Source organism: Moorella naiadis (nom. illeg.) (assembly GCF_051020825.1).
GTDB classification, from domain to species: domain Bacteria; phylum Bacillota; class DSM-521; order Neomoorellales; family Neomoorellaceae; genus Neomoorella; species Neomoorella naiadis.
The window spans coordinates 1-16,646 of the sequence record NZ_JAXGFQ010000041.1; the positions used below are offsets into that span (position 1 = coordinate 1).

General features: G+C 46.4%; 19 protein-coding genes and 1 pseudogene. 6 read left to right on the forward strand and 14 right to left on the reverse strand.

Translation table 11 applies throughout. The features are described 5' to 3' along the window. Positions 1-101: 101 nt before the first annotated feature. The 8 genes from SDD30_RS16170 to SDD30_RS16205 all read right to left on the reverse strand — a co-directional run bounded on the left by SDD30_RS16170 (position 102) and on the right by SDD30_RS16205 (position 8,326). Entirely contained in the window at positions 102-1,373 is a 1,272-nt protein-coding gene (locus SDD30_RS16170) for a phosphoglycerate kinase (RefSeq protein WP_434075968.1), read from the reverse strand. Continuing rightward, positions 1,370-2,407, reverse strand: coding sequence for a type II glyceraldehyde-3-phosphate dehydrogenase (locus tag SDD30_RS16175; protein ID WP_434075969.1), 1,038 nt, complete (start codon positions 2,405-2,407; stop codon positions 1,370-1,372). The genes SDD30_RS16170 and SDD30_RS16175 overlap by 4 nt, the downstream gene beginning before the upstream one ends. 40 nt (positions 2,408-2,447) lie before the next feature. Continuing rightward, entirely contained in the window at positions 2,448-3,296 is an 849-nt protein-coding gene (locus SDD30_RS16180) for a class II fructose-bisphosphate aldolase (protein ID WP_434075970.1), read from the reverse strand. 10 nt (positions 3,297-3,306) lie between these two features. Continuing rightward, positions 3,307-4,395 carry an ABC transporter ATP-binding protein gene (locus SDD30_RS16185; RefSeq protein WP_434075971.1) on the reverse strand — a complete coding sequence of 363 codons (1,089 nt, stop codon included), beginning with the start codon at positions 4,393-4,395 and terminating at the stop codon, positions 3,307-3,309. Positions 4,396-4,397: 2 nt separating this feature from the next. Further along, positions 4,398-5,147 carry a cyclase family protein gene (locus SDD30_RS16190; protein WP_434075972.1) on the reverse strand — a complete coding sequence of 250 codons (750 nt, stop codon included), beginning with the start codon at positions 5,145-5,147 and terminating at the stop codon, positions 4,398-4,400. Between the two features lie 15 nt (positions 5,148-5,162). Continuing rightward, positions 5,163-5,984: a carbohydrate ABC transporter permease gene (locus tag SDD30_RS16195; protein WP_434075973.1), complete on the reverse strand. Its 822-nt coding sequence runs from the start codon at positions 5,982-5,984 to the stop codon at positions 5,163-5,165. Between the two features lie 2 nt (positions 5,985-5,986). Then, complete coding sequence (locus tag SDD30_RS16200; RefSeq protein WP_434075974.1) at positions 5,987-6,868, reverse strand: carbohydrate ABC transporter permease; 882 nt, start codon at positions 6,866-6,868, stop codon at positions 5,987-5,989. A 72-nt stretch (positions 6,869-6,940) separates the two neighbouring features. Next, positions 6,941-8,326 carry an ABC transporter substrate-binding protein gene (locus tag SDD30_RS16205; protein ID WP_434075975.1) on the reverse strand — a complete coding sequence of 462 codons (1,386 nt, stop codon included), beginning with the start codon at positions 8,324-8,326 and terminating at the stop codon, positions 6,941-6,943. A 315-nt stretch (positions 8,327-8,641) separates the two neighbouring features. On the opposite strand from SDD30_RS16205, the gene SDD30_RS16210 reads away from it, so the two are divergent. From SDD30_RS16210 to SDD30_RS16220, 3 genes are read left to right on the forward strand one after another with little or no spacing between them, the layout of a single operon-like run. Next, a complete protein-coding gene (locus SDD30_RS16210) occupies positions 8,642-9,403 on the forward strand; it encodes a DeoR/GlpR family DNA-binding transcription regulator (protein ID WP_434075976.1) in 762 nt (253 codons plus the stop codon). A gap of 19 nt (positions 9,404-9,422) precedes the next feature. After that, positions 9,423-10,436, forward strand: a complete 1,014-nt coding sequence (locus tag SDD30_RS16215) for a zinc-dependent alcohol dehydrogenase family protein (protein ID WP_434075977.1) — start codon at positions 9,423-9,425, stop codon at positions 10,434-10,436. Positions 10,437-10,452: 16 nt separating this feature from the next. After that, the gene (locus SDD30_RS16220; RefSeq protein ID WP_434075978.1) at positions 10,453-11,388 is read left to right on the forward strand and encodes a carbohydrate kinase family protein; all 936 of its coding nucleotides are present in this window, start codon (positions 10,453-10,455) and stop codon (positions 11,386-11,388) included. 220 nt (positions 11,389-11,608) lie between these two features. Here SDD30_RS16220 and SDD30_RS16225 read toward each other — a convergent pair. Next, positions 11,609-11,967 (reverse strand): annotated as a pseudogene (locus tag SDD30_RS16225) (ISNCY family transposase); the annotation flags it as partial. A 996-nt stretch (positions 11,968-12,963) separates the two neighbouring features. On the opposite strand from SDD30_RS16225, the gene SDD30_RS16230 reads away from it, so the two are divergent. The 3 genes from SDD30_RS16230 to SDD30_RS16240 all read left to right on the forward strand — a co-directional run bounded on the left by SDD30_RS16230 (position 12,964) and on the right by SDD30_RS16240 (position 14,746). After that, complete coding sequence (locus tag SDD30_RS16230; RefSeq protein WP_109206204.1) at positions 12,964-13,203, forward strand: hypothetical protein; 240 nt, start codon at positions 12,964-12,966, stop codon at positions 13,201-13,203. An 869-nt stretch (positions 13,204-14,072) separates the two neighbouring features. Then, positions 14,073-14,270, forward strand: coding sequence for a type II toxin-antitoxin system HicA family toxin (locus SDD30_RS16235; protein WP_434075979.1), 198 nt, complete (start codon positions 14,073-14,075; stop codon positions 14,268-14,270). A 44-nt stretch (positions 14,271-14,314) separates the two neighbouring features. Continuing rightward, positions 14,315-14,746 (forward strand): type II toxin-antitoxin system HicB family antitoxin, encoded by a 432-nt coding sequence (locus SDD30_RS16240; RefSeq protein WP_434075980.1) that lies wholly within the window; start codon positions 14,315-14,317, stop codon positions 14,744-14,746. Between the two features lie 137 nt (positions 14,747-14,883). Here SDD30_RS16240 and SDD30_RS16245 read toward each other — a convergent pair whose 3' ends face one another. The 5 genes from SDD30_RS16245 to SDD30_RS16265 form a co-directional block, all read right to left on the reverse strand. Then, a complete protein-coding gene (locus SDD30_RS16245; protein ID WP_434075981.1) occupies positions 14,884-15,048 on the reverse strand; it encodes an ATP-binding cassette domain-containing protein in 165 nt (54 codons plus the stop codon). After that, positions 14,975-15,382, reverse strand: coding sequence for an ABC transporter substrate-binding protein (locus SDD30_RS16250; protein WP_434075982.1), 408 nt, complete (start codon positions 15,380-15,382; stop codon positions 14,975-14,977). Before SDD30_RS16250 ends, SDD30_RS16245 begins: the two co-directional genes overlap by 74 nt. Next, the gene (locus tag SDD30_RS16255; protein ID WP_434075983.1) at positions 15,366-15,752 is read right to left on the reverse strand and encodes a phosphatidylserine decarboxylase; all 387 of its coding nucleotides are present in this window, start codon (positions 15,750-15,752) and stop codon (positions 15,366-15,368) included. Before SDD30_RS16255 ends, SDD30_RS16250 begins: the two co-directional genes overlap by 17 nt. Positions 15,753-16,107: 355 nt before the next feature. Further along, positions 16,108-16,236, reverse strand: coding sequence for a DUF5320 domain-containing protein (locus SDD30_RS16260; RefSeq protein WP_434075984.1), 129 nt, complete (start codon positions 16,234-16,236; stop codon positions 16,108-16,110). Then, positions 16,224-16,520, reverse strand: coding sequence for a DUF5320 domain-containing protein (locus SDD30_RS16265; protein ID WP_434075985.1), 297 nt, complete (start codon positions 16,518-16,520; stop codon positions 16,224-16,226). Before SDD30_RS16265 ends, SDD30_RS16260 begins: the two co-directional genes overlap by 13 nt. Positions 16,521-16,646 lie beyond the last annotated feature (126 nt).

Consider the following 16,646-nt stretch of genomic DNA (forward strand, 5'->3'; position numbering starts at 1 on the left):
ACCGGGGCGACGCTGCCGGGTAATGCTGTCAGGTGATTTCTATGGTCCCTTCCTCTACTTTTATTTTAGCAAGGACAGGTAATCTAAACTGTCTGGCCACCTTAATCACCCTGCTTTCCTGGCGGGGGGAATTTCTGCGCCGCTTTTCTTAAGGCCTTGACCACCGGCAATTCTTCCCCGGTCAGGAAGCGCACCAGGCCGCCGCCGGCGGTACAGACGTAGGAGAACTTATCCAGGACGCCGAATTTATTGCCTGCCGTCAGGCTATCGCCGCCGCCGATGACGCTGAAAGCTGGTGCGGCTGCCACCCCCTGCCAGATGGCTCTGGTGCCGTAGGCGGAAGGTTCATTCTCAAAGACGCCCATAGGCCCGTTGATAAAGATGCTCCCGGCCGCGTTTATTTTTTCCAGGTAACTGGCTACTGTCCGGGTTCCGATATCCACCAGCAGGCCCTCGACGGGTAGCGAGGTGACTGCCACTTCCTGTCGCCCGTTGTCTGCTACCCAGGCCAGGTCTTCGGGTAAGTACATTTTGTCATGGTAGCTGGCCAGCAGTTCCCCGGCCACCGGGATATATTCTGCTAGGTTATGTTTGTAAATAAATGCTTTCGACTGCTGCCCCAGGTCAATACCTGCGGCCAGGAACATGATATTGGCTACCAGGCCGCCGGTTAAAATACCGTCGGCCACTCCGTCCTTGAGCACCGAGGTCATCATGATAAAGGCGTCTTCAATCTTGGCCCCGCCCAGGATGAAGTAGCAGGGCCGGGCCGGATTTTCCCTCAAAGTACTTAAAACCGACAGCTCTTCTTCAAATAATCGTCCCATGGCTGAAGGCAGGACTTCTTCCATACCCACCAGGGTGGGCTGGGAGCGGTGGGCGGCGGCAAAGGCGTCGCAGACATAGATGTCCGCCAGGGGGGCCAGTTTCCGGACGAGTATGGTCTGGCTTTGCTCTTCTGGGTTTAATTTTAACCTGTTCTCAAAAAGTGTGAGCTCTTCGCCCATATAACGCACGTTATCCAGGACCAGGATGTCGCCAGGTTTCAGGTTTTTTATCTTTTCCCTGGCCGCCGGGCCGCAGACGTCGTCAATAAATTCCACTGGCCGCCCTAACAATTCGCCGATCACCCGGGCGTGGGGGGCCGTGGAGCCAAAATTCTTATACTCCAGGTCGCCGCCCTGGTGGGCCAGGATTACCACTTTCGCGCCTTTTGCCGCCAGTTCTTTGATGGTGGGCAGGCAGCCTTTGATCCGGGTAATGTCCCTCAAACCGGATTTATCCGGTTTGAGGGGGGAATTGATATCTATCCGGCAGAGGACGGTTTTGTTAAAAAAGTCAAAGTCGTCCAGGGTATAGATGCCGTATTTCATTGGCCAGCCACCCCTAATTTCAACCCCAGGTACTTGTTGGTCATGGCCACGGCCTCCTCGCGGGTGGCCTGCATCTCGAGACTTGCTCGGATAGCGTCCATCGTCTCCGGTGTAACTACGGCTTCCTGGGGGACGCTGATGGTGAAGAAGATATTGTTGCCGCTGAAGGCGATTGTTTCTTCGAATACAGCGATCTCATACATGTCACCCCGCAGGTTGCCTAAATCGCGGGCGTAGCGGAACATGGCGGCATTGGAGTTAAAGCCGTCGGCGATCCTGACTACCCGGATGCGGGGATGGGCGTTGAAGGCGACCAGGATTTCTTCTTTTGCAATACTCTTTTTGGGGGTGGCCAGGATGCTGATAATATGACCGTGGGTGGTCGGGACATGGACCAGCAGGCCGGTGGCTTCGATGTGAGGCATGATGAGCATCAGGTCTTTAGCTTGATGGTTGGGCACCGGTTCGACCAGGGCCAGGTCGACGACGCCGCGGTGGGTGTCGCCGGGGTCGGCGGAGCGGCGGATGATGGTGACAACTACCCGCTCAATACCCACCAGGCGGTCCAGGCAGTCAACCGCCCGGATCAGGCCGGTGGTATTGCAGGAAGTCAGTTTTAAGTAGTCTTTGCCCAGGCCTTTTTCGTAGTTGGCGTAGCCGTGGAAGAAGACATCGGCGATGTCGTTTTTCTCCCCGCCCTGGAAAACGGCTTTCAGGCCGCGTTGCTGGTAGATCTCTTTATTTTTCCTACCCACGCCGGCGCTGGCGGCGTCCAGAATGATGTCTACCTGGTCTAATAGGTCGTCTGCCGTTCCTGTCACTGGAATACCAGCAGCTTCCATTTGGGGTATGTTATCCGGGTTGGCACTGTAGAGCTTATATGGCATACCCCTTTCGGCCAGGGCCCGCAGGGCCAGGGTTGGGGCCACGTCGGCGATGCCCACCAATTCCATGTCGCCCTGGCGGGCCACGCCGTCAGCCAGGCGCTGGCCGATGACACCATAACCTACCACGCCTACCTTTGGTTTAGACATATTGTGTACCCCTTCCTTATTTATAGGTTTTTGTATAGGTTTATAAGGATTTTAAATTGGCACCGAACAAACGAATTTTATTTCTAACGATTTCTTTAACTTCCAGACAGCCAGCATTAAGAATCCGGTAAATGTCGGTCTGCCCATTAACCGCTGCTGTTATACCTTTTATAAAAGCTAGGCGAAGTTCAGTTGCTACATTAATTTTATTGATACCGAGTGAAATAGCCTCTCTTACCATGGGATCGGGTATCCCCGAGCCGCCGTGGAGAACTAGAGGGACAGATATAGCGCTGTCTATTTCCTTCAAACGGGCAAAATCTAGTTGGGGTTCGCCTTTATACATACCGTGAGCGCTTCCTATAGACACAGCTAAAGCATCGACAGGTACCTCGTTTATGAAAGTAACCGTTTCCGCAACGCTTGTAAGGCTGGTTCCACGCTCCTCCAAAGAAAGGTCGTCTTCAGTACCCGCAATCTTTCCTAGTTCTGCTTCTACCGAAACACCTACTGCATGGGATGCCTCGACAACCTTCCGGGTAAGGGTAATGTTTTCATGTAAAGGTAAAGATGAACCATCAATCATTACGGAAGAAAAGCCTGCTTTGATGCATTGGATTGCCTGGGCATAACTTTTGCCATGGTCGAGGTGTAAAGCTATGGGCAGCCTACTCCTTGAAACGAAGAGCTTGACTATCGCGGCAAGGTACTCATGCTTACCGTTAACTATAGCACCCTGGCCAACTGAAAGAATAACGGGAGCTTTTTCTTCTTCAGCAACCTCTAAAATTGCCTGGATGATCTCTAGATTGTCAATATTAAAGGCTGGAATGGCGTATTTTTTACGGTCAGCATCAATGAGGAGATCTTTTAAAGTTACTAACGGCATATCGATCCTCCTATAAAATTGCCTCTGTTGTTGTGGGGTTGAAGAAATGAGCGCTATTCATATCCACTAAAATAACTAGTTGACCTGGGCTCTGGTTTTCCTCAGCAGGAACCCTAACCACCAAATTCTGTCCTTCAACCTTTAAATGCAGGTAAGACTCGCTTCCTGTTAGTTCTGATACCTCAAGATTTGCCTCAATGCAGGAATAATCTTTAAAGCCTTTCTGTACTCTCAACTTCTCCGGCCTTATTCCTAAATAAACCTCATCACCTATATAATTTTTTAGTGAGATAGCTTTTTCAAGGGGAATAATAAGACGGTTATTACCTAAAACCCAAAAGAGTCTATTTTCATCTATTACGAGGTACCCTTTAAGGAAATTCATCGGCGGCGAGCCTATAAACCCAGCTACAAACATGTTATTTGGATGGTTATATACCTCTTTCGGCGTTCCTACTTGTTGGACTAACCCATCATTCATAACCACTATCCTGTGTGCTAAAGTCATAGCCTCAGTCTGGTCATGGGTTACATAGATAAAGGTAGTCTTTAGTCGTTCATGAAGTTTAAGGAGCTCGGTCCTCATCTGTACCCTTAGTTTAGCATCTAAATTCGATAATGGCTCGTCCATAAGAAATACCTTTGGATGGCGTACAATTGCTCGACCTAAAGCAACTCTCTGTCGCTGGCCACCGGAAAGTTCCCTGGGTTTCCTCCCTAGGAGATTTTCAATGCCAAGTATTGATGCGGCTTCATTTACACGACGCTTGATTTCTGCCTTAGGTATTTTTCTTAATTTAAGGCCAAAAGCCATATTTTCATAGACGTTCATATGGGGGTAGAGAGCGTAATTCTGAAAAACCATTGCAATATCCCTATCTTTGGGCTCAACGTTATTGACGCACTTTTCCCCGATGAAAATTTCTCCTTCGGTCGGTTGTTCTAGCCCAGCTATCATCCGCAAAGTAGTCGTCTTGCCACAGCCAGAAGGGCCCACTAAAACCACATACTCGCCATCCATTATTTCTAAGTTCAAGTCACGCACGGCAAAGTTGGTAGCAAATCTTTTATTCACGTTGCGAAAAGAGACACTAGCCATATTCATTCCTCCTTGGGAACCAAAGCTACCGGCCTAATGGGAGAACCCGAACCATTTTTGATGTTTAGTGGAAGTGCCAAAAAATAGCACCGTGGGGGCAGTTTTTCCAGGTTCATTAGCCCTTCCAAAATTAAAATGTGGTTCGGTAGCCAATAAACATCATGGCCGTAAGATTTAGCAGCTTGACCGTCTTTTATGGCCTGGTCGCAGGCTATGGTATCGCTTCCTACCGCCCTTATGTTACGTTCAGCCAAAAGTTTTACTGCAGATTCATCCAACCCGGGAGCATTTTCGGCGTACCATTTCCACATTTTATCTGTCCGCCAATATTTTTGCCAGCCGAAACGAAGCAAGACCACATCCCCTGCCCTGGAACCTGTCTTCATTTCATCTTCTAGGATGAGTATGTCTGCTGCCCGAGCTTGTTCCCCCGGAGACAGCCCTAAGGACTCCAGGTTATAAACCACTGCAGGTGCTATCAAGTAGTTCACGGGAACCTTGTCGATAGTATTTTCCATCATGTGGGGGTGGATATGGGCAGGAGCGTCTACATGAGCCCCAGTATGTTCCGCCATATTTAAGGTCTGGCTGTAGTAACCGTCGTGTTCGTGGGTTACGGTCTGGTCAATGACCAGGTAGGGATGAGTGGGCCACCTCGGGATACCTTTTTCTAGTACCGGCGATAGATCGATAAAATTAAACTTAGATATAACCTCGTTCAAAGCGTCTATAGGATTTCTTTCGGCTAACATAGTAATAGACCTCCTTTACTCTTTAACGGCTCCCAAGGTAAGACCGCGGACAATACGGTTTTGGGCCAGCCACCCTAAAATTAGTATCGGAAGGATGGCTAAAACCGCAATTCCCGAAACCCTTGCCCAGAACAGGCCTTCTGATGTCATGAAGGACGCAAGGTAAACCGGGAGCGTACCCGCATAAGTACCGCTTAAGTTAACTGCAAAAAAATACTCATTCCAATTAAAAATGATGGCTAAAATTGAGCTGGTGGCAATACCAGGAGTTGCCATGGGTAAAATTATTCGGAAGAAGAGTTGCCAGAAACCCGCTCCTTCGACGATTGCCGCTTCTACTACTGAATAGGGAATATCCAGGAAGAAAGAACGCATCACTACAACAATAAACGGAATGCTTATTGCAATATAGATAATTAACATTCCTGGAATGCTGTCCAGAAGATGCGATTTATTAAAAATAACATACAGGGGGATGATAATCCCGGCCGCTGGCATGAAGCGGGTAGATAAGCACCACATAAACAGGTTGTCGCCTTTTCCGTTCCACTTGAGCTCGGCCAAATAAAAAGCCAGAGGTAGGCCCAAAATATTGGCAATTATTACGGAACCTATAGAGATAATGAACGAGTTAGAAAGGAAGTGCAGGTATTCGCCACCACCAAAGGCATTAATGACATTAGTCAACACTGGATGGAAGATAAAAAGTGGCGGAGAGTGGTACGCATCGGCCTCGGTTTTGAAAGCGTTAAGGAAAATCCAAAGGAGAGGAAAAAACATTATTCCCGTTATCAGGTAAGTTGTGAGGTGGAGTGCCCACTTAATAGCATTTCTCAATTTTATGCCTCCCGCGTAAAGAGTTTCATAAGCAGGGTAGCCAAAACCATGGTAATGAGAACGGTAATAACCGCATTTGCTGCTGCCAGGCCGATATTGTACCCCTGGAAAGCCTTCTGGAATACGAGGTAGGTAAGGTTAGTAGTTGAAGATCCGGGGCCCCCTGCAGTGGTTAAATGGATCTCGCCAAAGAGAGGTAGCAACATGACTGCCCCCAGTAGGATACATATCAAGAAGTATTTAGAAAGATGGGGCAGGATGACGTAGCGAAATTTTGCCAGGTTGCCAGCTCCGTCTATGGCCGCCGCTTCTACTATGTCGGGAGGTACTGACTCTATGGCAGCATTCAAAATAAGCATCATGAAAGGCGTCCACTCCCAAATCCCGATTAATATAATTGTTGCCATAGGATGGGAACCCACGAGATCAATCATTGGCAATCCAATCATGCGGTTCATGTTATTGACAAACCCGTAGGTAGGATCAAGAAGCATATTTTTCCAGATTATAGCTACCACACTGGTCATCACCAGAAAGGGGGACATTAACAGTGTGCGTATTAGTGATTTCCCTGGGATGGGGCGGTGTAAAAGCAAGGCCAAGGCCAACCCTAATAGTAGAGAGCCACCAAGTATAGCTATAGTAAAAAGAAGTGTATTGCTTATTGCTTTAGTGAAGGTAGTTTCGGTAAAAACCTTAAGGTAATTGTTTAGCCATACACATGTTATGGGCTGGCCGGGATAAAGCAAGTTCCATCGCAGGGTGCTATAATATAGGGTCAGGATAAACGGTATCTGGGTTACCAGCGCCAGATAACCTATGCCTATCCAAACAGCATATTTTGGCGTTAAGGTCAGGACTGTATCGGCCTCTTGTTTTACCACGTTCACCGCACCCCTTTCGCTCAAACTTTATTAATGGCCGGGCCTCCCGTTTGGGCGGCCCGGCCGAAGTGGTTATTTAATATAGCCAGCATCTTTCATTACTTGATAGGTTTTTTGCTGGGCTGCTTCCAGGGCCTCGTCTACTGTCTTAGCCTTGGTAACCATGGCTCCGAATTCCTTACCAAATTCGGAAGCGAAAGCGGCATACTCCGGAATATGAAGCTGTGCAGTTCCGGTGTATGGTACCGGATCTTTGGTCGGCTTATTGTTATCCACGCTTTCGATGGACTTCAAAGTAATATCTGCCCACGGCGCTACCTTCTGGTATTCGGGGCTCTTGTAGGTGGAATATCTCGTTCCAGGCGGTACGCGGCCCCAGCCATACTTATCTGCTACAAGCTTAATATAGTCCTTACTTGTAGCCCAGGTCATAAATTCAAAGGCCTCTTCCTTATGCTTAGAGGAGCTTAAGAGACCTAGCGCCCAAGTATACAGCCAGTGGCTACCGTTACTTGTGACCTCAGCCGGTGCCATGGCGTAACCAATCTTGCCAACTACTTTAGAAGTATTCGGATCTTCCAGTGTACCAGCAGCCACAGTGGCATCGTACCAGATAGCAGCTTTACCTTGGGCCATAAGTCCAAGGCCTTCATTAAAGCCAACGTTCTGGGCTCCCGGCTCGCCAGCCTGGTGCAGGAGATCAATGTAGAACTTCACTGCTTTCTTAAATTCAGGACTTGTCAATTGGGGCTGCCACTTTTCATCAAACCAACGGGCTCCAAATGAGTTGATAACAGTGAGAAGGGGGGCTAACTGGCCATACATCGGTGTCCCTTTCAGTACGATACCATAAATGCCCTTGCCGGGATCGTTCAGTTTTTTTGCTAGTTCGCCAATCTGGGTCCACGTGGGCTGCTCAGGCATGGTCAGGCCTTTAGCCTGGAATAAATCCTTACGGTAATAGATCATGCTGCTTTCGCCGTAAAAGGGTAAACCGTACAATTTCCCATCTACAGAAATAGCCCCACGGATAGACTTGATTAGGTCATCGAGGTCATATTTCTGGGCAATGTCAGGGTGGGATTTAAACAGCTGGTCCAGCGGTTCGAGCCAGCCATTCTTGGCAAATACTGCTTGGACTTCATAAGGACCAATGGTTGCAATGTCAAACTGTCCCGCCTTGTTTGAGGCATCCAAGGTTACTTTTTGTCGCAGTTCATCATCTGGAAGGACAATAAAATTCACCTTAATGTTTGGGTGAGTTTTTTCAAACTCGCTGCTAAGCTCTTTCATCAAAGTCATATCAGGGTTATTTACAGTAGCGATGTTTAATTGTACTTGCTCCGACTTTGCCTGTTCCTGAGGAGCTTGTTTGCTTTCATTTGTCTTGCCGCCACATCCGGCGATAAGGCCCACAGCGATGACTGAAATCGCAGCTATGGTAGCCCATTTTTTCATCCGTAAAGCCTCCTTTTCAATTTTTGATTTGCTACTTCCTCCTCAAAAGTTCGTGATCAGACTTAACTTCCCTCTTCAATTTAGATATGTACTGCCCCTCTTTGACCATCATCCCCCTTTTGATTTCTGGTTTGTTCCCATTGTCAATATTATGTTGCTATTAGCTCTTGCGATCATATTAGCATAAAATATTTATTTTGTCTACAAAAACTTTCGCTAAAATTACTCTTTACATATCATAAGATAGCTTATATAATAGTAAAGAAAGTTTTGCGAAATGATTATGTGCTAGCTGCAAAAGGGGGTGTAGGAACCTTGCAAACCGATGAAAGAAGGAAGGCTATTTTACAGCTTCTTGAAGAACAAAACAGTATTTCAGTAGCAATATTAAGCAAAAAGTTTTCAGTCTCCCCAGTAACTATTCGTAAGGATCTTGAAGCCCTAGAAAAATCGTTAATGGTAACCAGAACTCGCGGAGGGGTCATATTAGCAAAGGCCGCCCCGGCTCCTCCTTTCATATCTAGAGCGGAACTTCATTTTGAAGAAAAAATGCTTATTGCCAAAACGGCTGCAGAGATGGTCGAAGATGACGATTCAATTCTTCTGGATTCCGGTACTACAACGTTGGCCATCGCTAGGCAACTTTTGAACAGACAAAAGTTAACGGTAGTTACCAATTCCCTTCCTATTGCTTACACTTTTGGAAATAGTAATGTAAACGTTATGTTGACGGGAGGGACGTTGCTAGGAACGCAAATGTCATTGATTGGGCCGGAAACAGAAGAGTATCTAAGTCGTATCCAGGTTAATAAGCTTTTCCTTGGAGCCAGTGGGGTTCGGGGCACAATGGGACTTACGACTTCATCTTCATTAGAAGCCCAGGTTAAGCGCCAAATGATTAAAGTAGCTAAAAAAGTTATTCTGGTAGCCGATCACAGTAAGTTCAACAGCACAAGTATTGTCTTGTTTGCCGACTTTAAACAAATTGATTGTGTTATAACGACGCAACCTCTTGATGATAGCTTCTTACAGCACTTTAACAAGTTGGGCATAGAGGTAATCTACGCCACTAAATAATAGCAAGGAGGAATGTATAATGTTGGCAGCTGTATATACTGGAAAAAGTGCCTTAGAGATTAAAGAAATCCCGTTAAGGAAGTTAAACCCCGACGAAGTCTTACTTAAAGTGGAAACTGCAACTATTTGCGGAACCGATCTGCACATCCTTGATGGTGAATATCCTACTAATCCACCAATGGTTCCTGGCCATGAATTTGCCGGATATATAGAAGAAGTAGGGGAAGCTGTTTCTTCCTTTAAGCCGGGGGAACTGGTCACGGTTGAACCCCATATCTTCTGTGGCTTATGCAAATTCTGCCGTATCGGAAAGGTTCATCTATGTTTGGACAAGAAGGCCTTTGGGGTACATCTCAACGGAGGGTTCGCCCAGTATGCCATTTTGCCGCAGCATACTATCTATCGCGTTCCTCCTCATGTTAGCCCGGAGGAAGCTGCTTTAGCTGAAAATATAGGGTGTTGCCTCCACGGGATAGATCGGGCGGGAATACAGGTTGGAGATACTGTAGTGATATTAGGAGGGGGTGTTGTCGGGATTATCCTTACTCAGCTGGCCAAACTTCGAGGCGCTGGAAAAGTTATTGTTATTGAACCTATAGAAAAGAGAAGGCTAGTAGCTCTAAAAAGGGGAGCCGATGTGGTGATTGATCCGCTCCATGAACACGTGCATGAAATCGTAATGGACCTTACCAATGGGTTGGGAGCCGATGTAGTCATCGAAGCAGCCGGGAGGGTTGATACTGCAAAGCACACCATTGACCTGGTATCTCGCTGTGGGACCATACTTTTTTTTGGTGTTGTAGCCCCGGGCCAGATAATTTCTATAGAACCTAATGAAATTTACCGGAAAGAGCTTACAATTGTCGGCTCTGCTATTAATCCGTTTACCCACCATCGCGTTTTGGAAATTCTTCCATCTCTTAAGGCAAAAGAACTGATCACCCATAAATTCCCTCTTTCAGGAATTGAGGAAGCTTTTTCAGTTGCCCGTCGGGGGCTCGGTCTGAAAGTTTGTATAACGCCTAACGCTTAAAGGCAGGGGAAGATATATGAAGAGATATCAATGCTTGTTTTTTGGTGCGGCTACCTATGACTTGCTTTTCCTTGTAGATCGAGTTCCTGATAGCGATGAGCGTATTGAAGCTTACCAAATGGCCTGTAGTGGCGGTGGTCCTGCCGCAACTGCCTCTGTGGCCCTGCAAAGCCTTGGAAAAAAATCTGGCCTGGTGAGCGCGGTAGGTGATGATCCTATCGGTCGGCTTATAGTTCATGAACTAAAAGACAAAGTGGTAGATGTAACGGGAATTCGTACCTTAACGGGCAGGCCGTCTCCTTTAAGCGTCATTCATGTAGAAAAGGGTACGGGTAAGCGAACGATAACGTATTACGGGGGGTGTTTGAAATACCTGGACCTGAGCGAAATTAATATGGACATTTTAAGCTACACTAATTCGGTTCACCTGGACGGAAATAATTTTGAACTGGCTCTGTCTATAGCAAAATATTGTCGGCAACACACTCAGACCATCATTTCGTTAGATGGGGGCAATATCCCTGGCGATAAGGTAATGAAAATCCTTCCGTACATTGATATTTTTATTCTTGACGATAAATCTACCCGTAATATATGTGGAAATATACCTTTTAAAGAGGCCTGCCGCTTATTCCACGATCGAGGGGCAAAAATTGTAGGCATAACTCTAGGGGATAAAGGATCTTTGGCTTACGACGGTAATTATTTCTATCATGCTCCCAGTTTTACGGTCAATGTAATCGATACTACGGGGGCGGGCGATAATTTCCATGGTGCCTTTCTCTATGGTTATCTTGAAGGATGGACCTTGCCGGAAACCATTCGCTTTGCCAATGCCTTTGCCGCCCTGACCTGCCGTGGCCTCGGAGGTAGGGCTGCTATTCCTTCTATTCAGGAAACTGAACAATTAGTAGAATTGACGCCCGGTTATGAAGTTCGATCTTATACTTGAAAAGATAATACAGGTATGCAAGGAGCTAAAAATTCATTACGGGGAATGTCTGGTGTACATTCTTCTAACAACTGCTTAGTTAGTTCCCCCTGAAAAAGTCCACTTTTTACATCACATAGGGGAAAATGTTACTTCCTGACTGTAGTTCGAGTAGATTTCTAACGGTTTCATCCATTGTTGCCAACCGGTATAGATTATAGGATAAGACTCCATAACCGACCTAGGTGGTGGTACCCTCATATCCCCTGGAAAGGCTACGGCGTAATCCATATTTGCGCTTTAGAAGACTAATAGTAGCCTCTCCTCCAGCGCGCCAGCTTTGGAGGCGTTTGAACCAGCATTGCGATTGATAGGCTTTGCGAGCTTTACTGATTTTACCTTACCTTTCCGGGGTAAGCTGACCTGCTTTACCCCAAATTGATGGCAACCATTTTCGTTCTCTGAACCGTCAAAATCTCTATCTGCAGCGAGGGCTCAGGGTGGATGGTAGAAGGTGTCGATACAGTTCTCCACTATGCAAAGTAGCAGGGTATCATCCGCGGGGTTTTCCTTCAGTACCTGGTATCCAGTTATGATCTTGATTCCTGCAGCATTACTTGTACTATTTGCAGTTTTATCAGATAGCTTTTTATTGCTATGGAAGACAACTCAATCTACCACAGATTTACATTAAAAACTTTAGATTTTCAGGTAAACATTTCGTGTATAAAATTTGACCAACACTCTCACAAACGGGCAAACCATTGCTAAGATCGACTTCTACCCGTACACTTTGACCTTCCAGGCCTACCAGGACAACGGAATTAACAATGGCTAACATGTTTAACCACCTGGTGGGATTGCAAATATGGTGGTTTTCTGCCCAACATTTGCTATTCGCCGCAAGATAGGGAGTTCCTGCTAAGGTGATGAAAAAAGAAAAGACCCCGTTTGGAGGTCTTCCGTTATTCCCTTCCTGGCTATGCTATAGTCGATAGCCTTTCCATGGCAATCATCATCCGCGGAGACAGTTGCTGCTTAAAAGAAGCAATTGCGCTGGCCAACATTCCGGTAAACCTGGTACCTGTCGATGGTGAACACTTCTCTTATCGGCTACAATCATAATAATAGTAGGCATGTTTACGGACCACCGTACCCGGCCGTACCTCGCCAAAGTATAAAAACTGGGCCTTGAGGTCTAATACCCGGCTCTTTAAATTACACTTAACCGGTTCAGACGAACATCACCATACCATCGCCGTACCCACTCCCTTTAATGAACAAAACAACTATAAAGCTATATTAAAGTTACATGCCCTATTTTTCCGGCCGCCTTCGCCGGAGCAACCATATCACCTTTTCTCCAGCCCTGGTTACCTTTTTCAGCCCGGGAATTGGTCTGGCGCCGGTGCATAGTGTTTAAATATTCACGGCGGCTTTTAAGAGACTCGGTAAGATTTCGCCGTGAGTGAGCCGATCCCCCTTCGGTTATATTTTAACTGAGTAATCGCGCGGCAGTGGCAGCAGACCTCGAAAGTGGTATAATGAAGACAAAAGCAAGATATTTTAATGATGTTAGAACAGGAGGCGATGGTAATGAGCATTGATCGTGAGGAACTGAAAAGGGCCGTGGATATGTTGCCGGAAGAAAAACTGGCCATTTTGCAGAGGTACATGAGGATGCTGCAAAAGTCGAGCCTCTTCGGAAGCGAACCCTTCCATTCTAGCAATAAAAAGGACCCCATCTTGAACGTTCTTGGTCGTCTCTCGGGGGAACCTTTGACTTCCCGACAAATCGAAGATGAACTTTATGGGAGCAATGATCCCCATGTTTGAACCCGTTTTTATAGATACATGGGGCTGGATCGCTATGGGGTACCGGAAAGAGCCTCGCCACAAGGAAGTAAAGGAACTCTATCTGGAATTTTGCCGGGAAGGAAGCCGGTGACTATCAGACCTAGGTAACGCTACCGGCGGTATTCTGTCAGGTAATTTCTAAGGCCCCTAGGCAAAGGCAGGGAGGACCCCTCACTTACCGATTTCAGGTTTAATTTTGCGTCCAAACATGCACATATCGTATGTACAATTTGAGCAACAATCTCACAAACGGGCAAACCGTTACTAATATCCACCTTTACCCGTACGCTCTGGCCCTCCAGACCGACAAGGACCACGGAATTGACGATTGCCAGCATGTTTAAACCCCCGCTGGAATATAAATGTGGTGCTTATCTACCTGATATTTGCTATTCGCCACCAGAACTGGGGTTCCTGCCGGGGTGGTGAAAAAAAGACCTCATTTGGAGGTCTGGATATTAACAGTTTCTAAAAAAATATATCTGAAAGCGCCATAAATACGAGCGTCACCACTTCTAACTATTTTTTGACTCTACAATTTTTACAATTTCTTCACCAGCTCTGAGCAACCGGGGTAGTTCCACTGTATAAGTATTTTTTGGCATGTCTTCACGAGCTAATAGCGCTGTGCTAAAAGCCCTGCAGGACAAGGAGTGGGAAACCCAAGCAAATAAATTTTACCCCGAAAAAGGACAGGAAGTAAGGGTTTAACGACCTAAAAAGAGAGACTGGGTAAAAATCCACCCCAGACTCAGGAGAGGGTAAAAAGTAATAACAGGCACCTTCATATAGACATATTGACACGTACCATAGTACGTATTATAATATAATCGCAAGGCGGAAGCTGAATGAAATCCTACTCATCCAGGGAGATAATCAATATACTCGAAGGAGACGGTTGGTACTACATAGGAACTGTCGGCGATCATTGGCACTTTAAACACCCTTCAAAACCCGGAAAGGTGACGGTAACTCATCCAGTCAAAAATATCCCCATCGGGACGTTAAAACGAATAGAAAAGCAGGCAGGAATTAAACTTAAGTAATTCCTCCTCCCCCTTTCAATTTTCCAAGCAAGGAGATGGGCTAAATGAAAAAAGATCATTATGTTTTCCCGGCTATATTTGAGTATGCCGACGACGGTATTGCTATCGAGTTCCCTGACTTGCCAGGGTGTTTGCCCTGCGCTCATACTACAGATGAGGCTATCAGAAATGCTAAAGAAGCTATGGCCCTGCATTTATGGAGTATGGAACAAGATGGGGATCCTATCCCCGAACCCACACCAATTAATAAATTACATCTCGGACCCAATCAAATACCAGTTTTAATAGAAGTTTATATGCCTACGTATCGTGAAGCGATTGAAAATACATCTGTTAAAAAGACCTTAACTGTCCCTCAATGGTTAAATAGAATAGCTGAGGAAAAAAGAGTTAATTTTTCACAGGTACTACAAAATGCATTAAAAGCTCATCTTGGCATTGAACATCGTCCTCGCAGTATTAAAAAACAGCCTTAACCGGTTGCTTTTTTGTTGTAGTCACCTTAATTTCATCCTTTCGTCCTTCTTGAAAATAACGCGCCCTGCTATTTTCATCCTTCCGCTGGTGCTGTGCCAGTTGCAGGGTACCTTTTTATCCAACATTTGGAGAACAGTTATACCTCTATTTTAAGGCACTGTGAGCCGATCTGACGTTTTTCGGGAGGCAAGAGATCTATTTTTTCCTCTCCAAAGTACACTTCTCCCTCATATTCCACTAGGCCAGCAATAACATTTAGTAAAGTAGTTTTGCCAGCACCAGTAGGTCCTAAAAGAACCAAGCATATTAGGACATATATCCTGGCATTTAGCCAAAATTTTCATACCTGGAAGCTGGGCAGCCAGGGTAGTAAAATGCTCCGGAACGAAAATAGCATCTACTTTGCCTGAACGCAAAGCTAAAAGCTGTTTGGCAGGATTCATACGTACCGTATGGGCCAAGATCTTCCCCCGAGCTAACCCTTTTTGTTTAATTAACAAGTTAAACAAAAGGTCAGTAGTGGCTCCTGGTTGCAGGGTTGCTATTTTTACTTCTTCTTTCTCTAAATCCTTGAATTCCTTTATTTTACTGGTATTAACTACTAGGCCATAGCCATTCTTATGGGTACCAGCCACTATTTTCAAAGGTACTCCCAATCGAAGGTGGGTAGCAGGCCACCACCGTCCTGGCGCCATATACCTGCTGTCCTACCCGGACAGTGAACTCAAGTTCTTCGCTAAATATAACCAGGTCCACCTGAGAACCACGCTCGATGAAAGATATTTTCTGGCCCCGGTCGACTACCTGGCCAGGCTTGATAAAATTGTTGATTTTGTTGACGAACTTGTCGGCTATCTCTATTACAGCTATCTTAATACCTTCACCATCCAGGAAAACGGTCAAACGTTCATTTATCAGGCGGTAATGATGAGAAAAAAGATCCACTGTCCGCCGAAAGTAGGTCAAGCGGATGTATTCCCAAAGGTCCACCATAGGCAAACACATTGGGTATTCCCTCTTTAGACGCAGTAGCTACCGGAAAAACTCCCTGCTTTGCGATTACATTTTTAATTTCCGTATTCAGTTTGGCCATAATCAAAACCCCCTTTTCCTCGAAAAATATTGTAACTACTACCTGGCCGGTCAGCCTGGCCACAAAAGCCCAGAAAGCTCGTATAGCTAGCGTGGTTGCGCCATACTGACGGCATGTAGCCCCGCAAGAGCTGATTAATATTAAAGCTTTTTAAGTATGCGTTTAAGCCTCCTTTCCTGAAAATTGGTTTTATCTATTCGAAATAGCGAGGAGCCATAAAAAGAGCCGGGAGATAAATTTATGACCCGGCCCCACTTTTGGGTTTATCTACAGGTCCTCATTCACCGCATCGCCAGCCTCATTTTGCCGCTTTTCCTGCTGTAAAGCCTTCAGTTGTTCTTTGACCGCCTTGAGCTGACCTTCCAGCACGGCCGTCTGCTGCTTTAAAAATTCCATATCAGGCGTCGCGCCCTGGGGCGGTATACGGCACCGGGAAAGGGTACGCCCCACCAGCCATAAGACGGCGGGAAAAAACCCAAGCCCCACCTGCGGCCCAAGCCCAGGCCCAGCCCCCGACCGCGACCCAGACCCCGTCCAAAGCCGAAAGCAGGATTCATAAAGCCCGGTACGGGGAAACCGTTACAATATCCGGCGCCGCGACCGGTGCGTGGCCCGAGGCCCCACGGACCGGTCCTATCTCCACGTGGCATTTTTACGCCTCCTTTCGGCCTTATGTTCATTATTAGTATAAATCTGTTATGACCATTTGTCAATAATAAAATACAAAGAGTGTCGCCGGACAGTGATATTGTCACCCTATAAGCGGACTGAGAAAATGTCACTATGAGAGGAGAAATCTTTTTGAG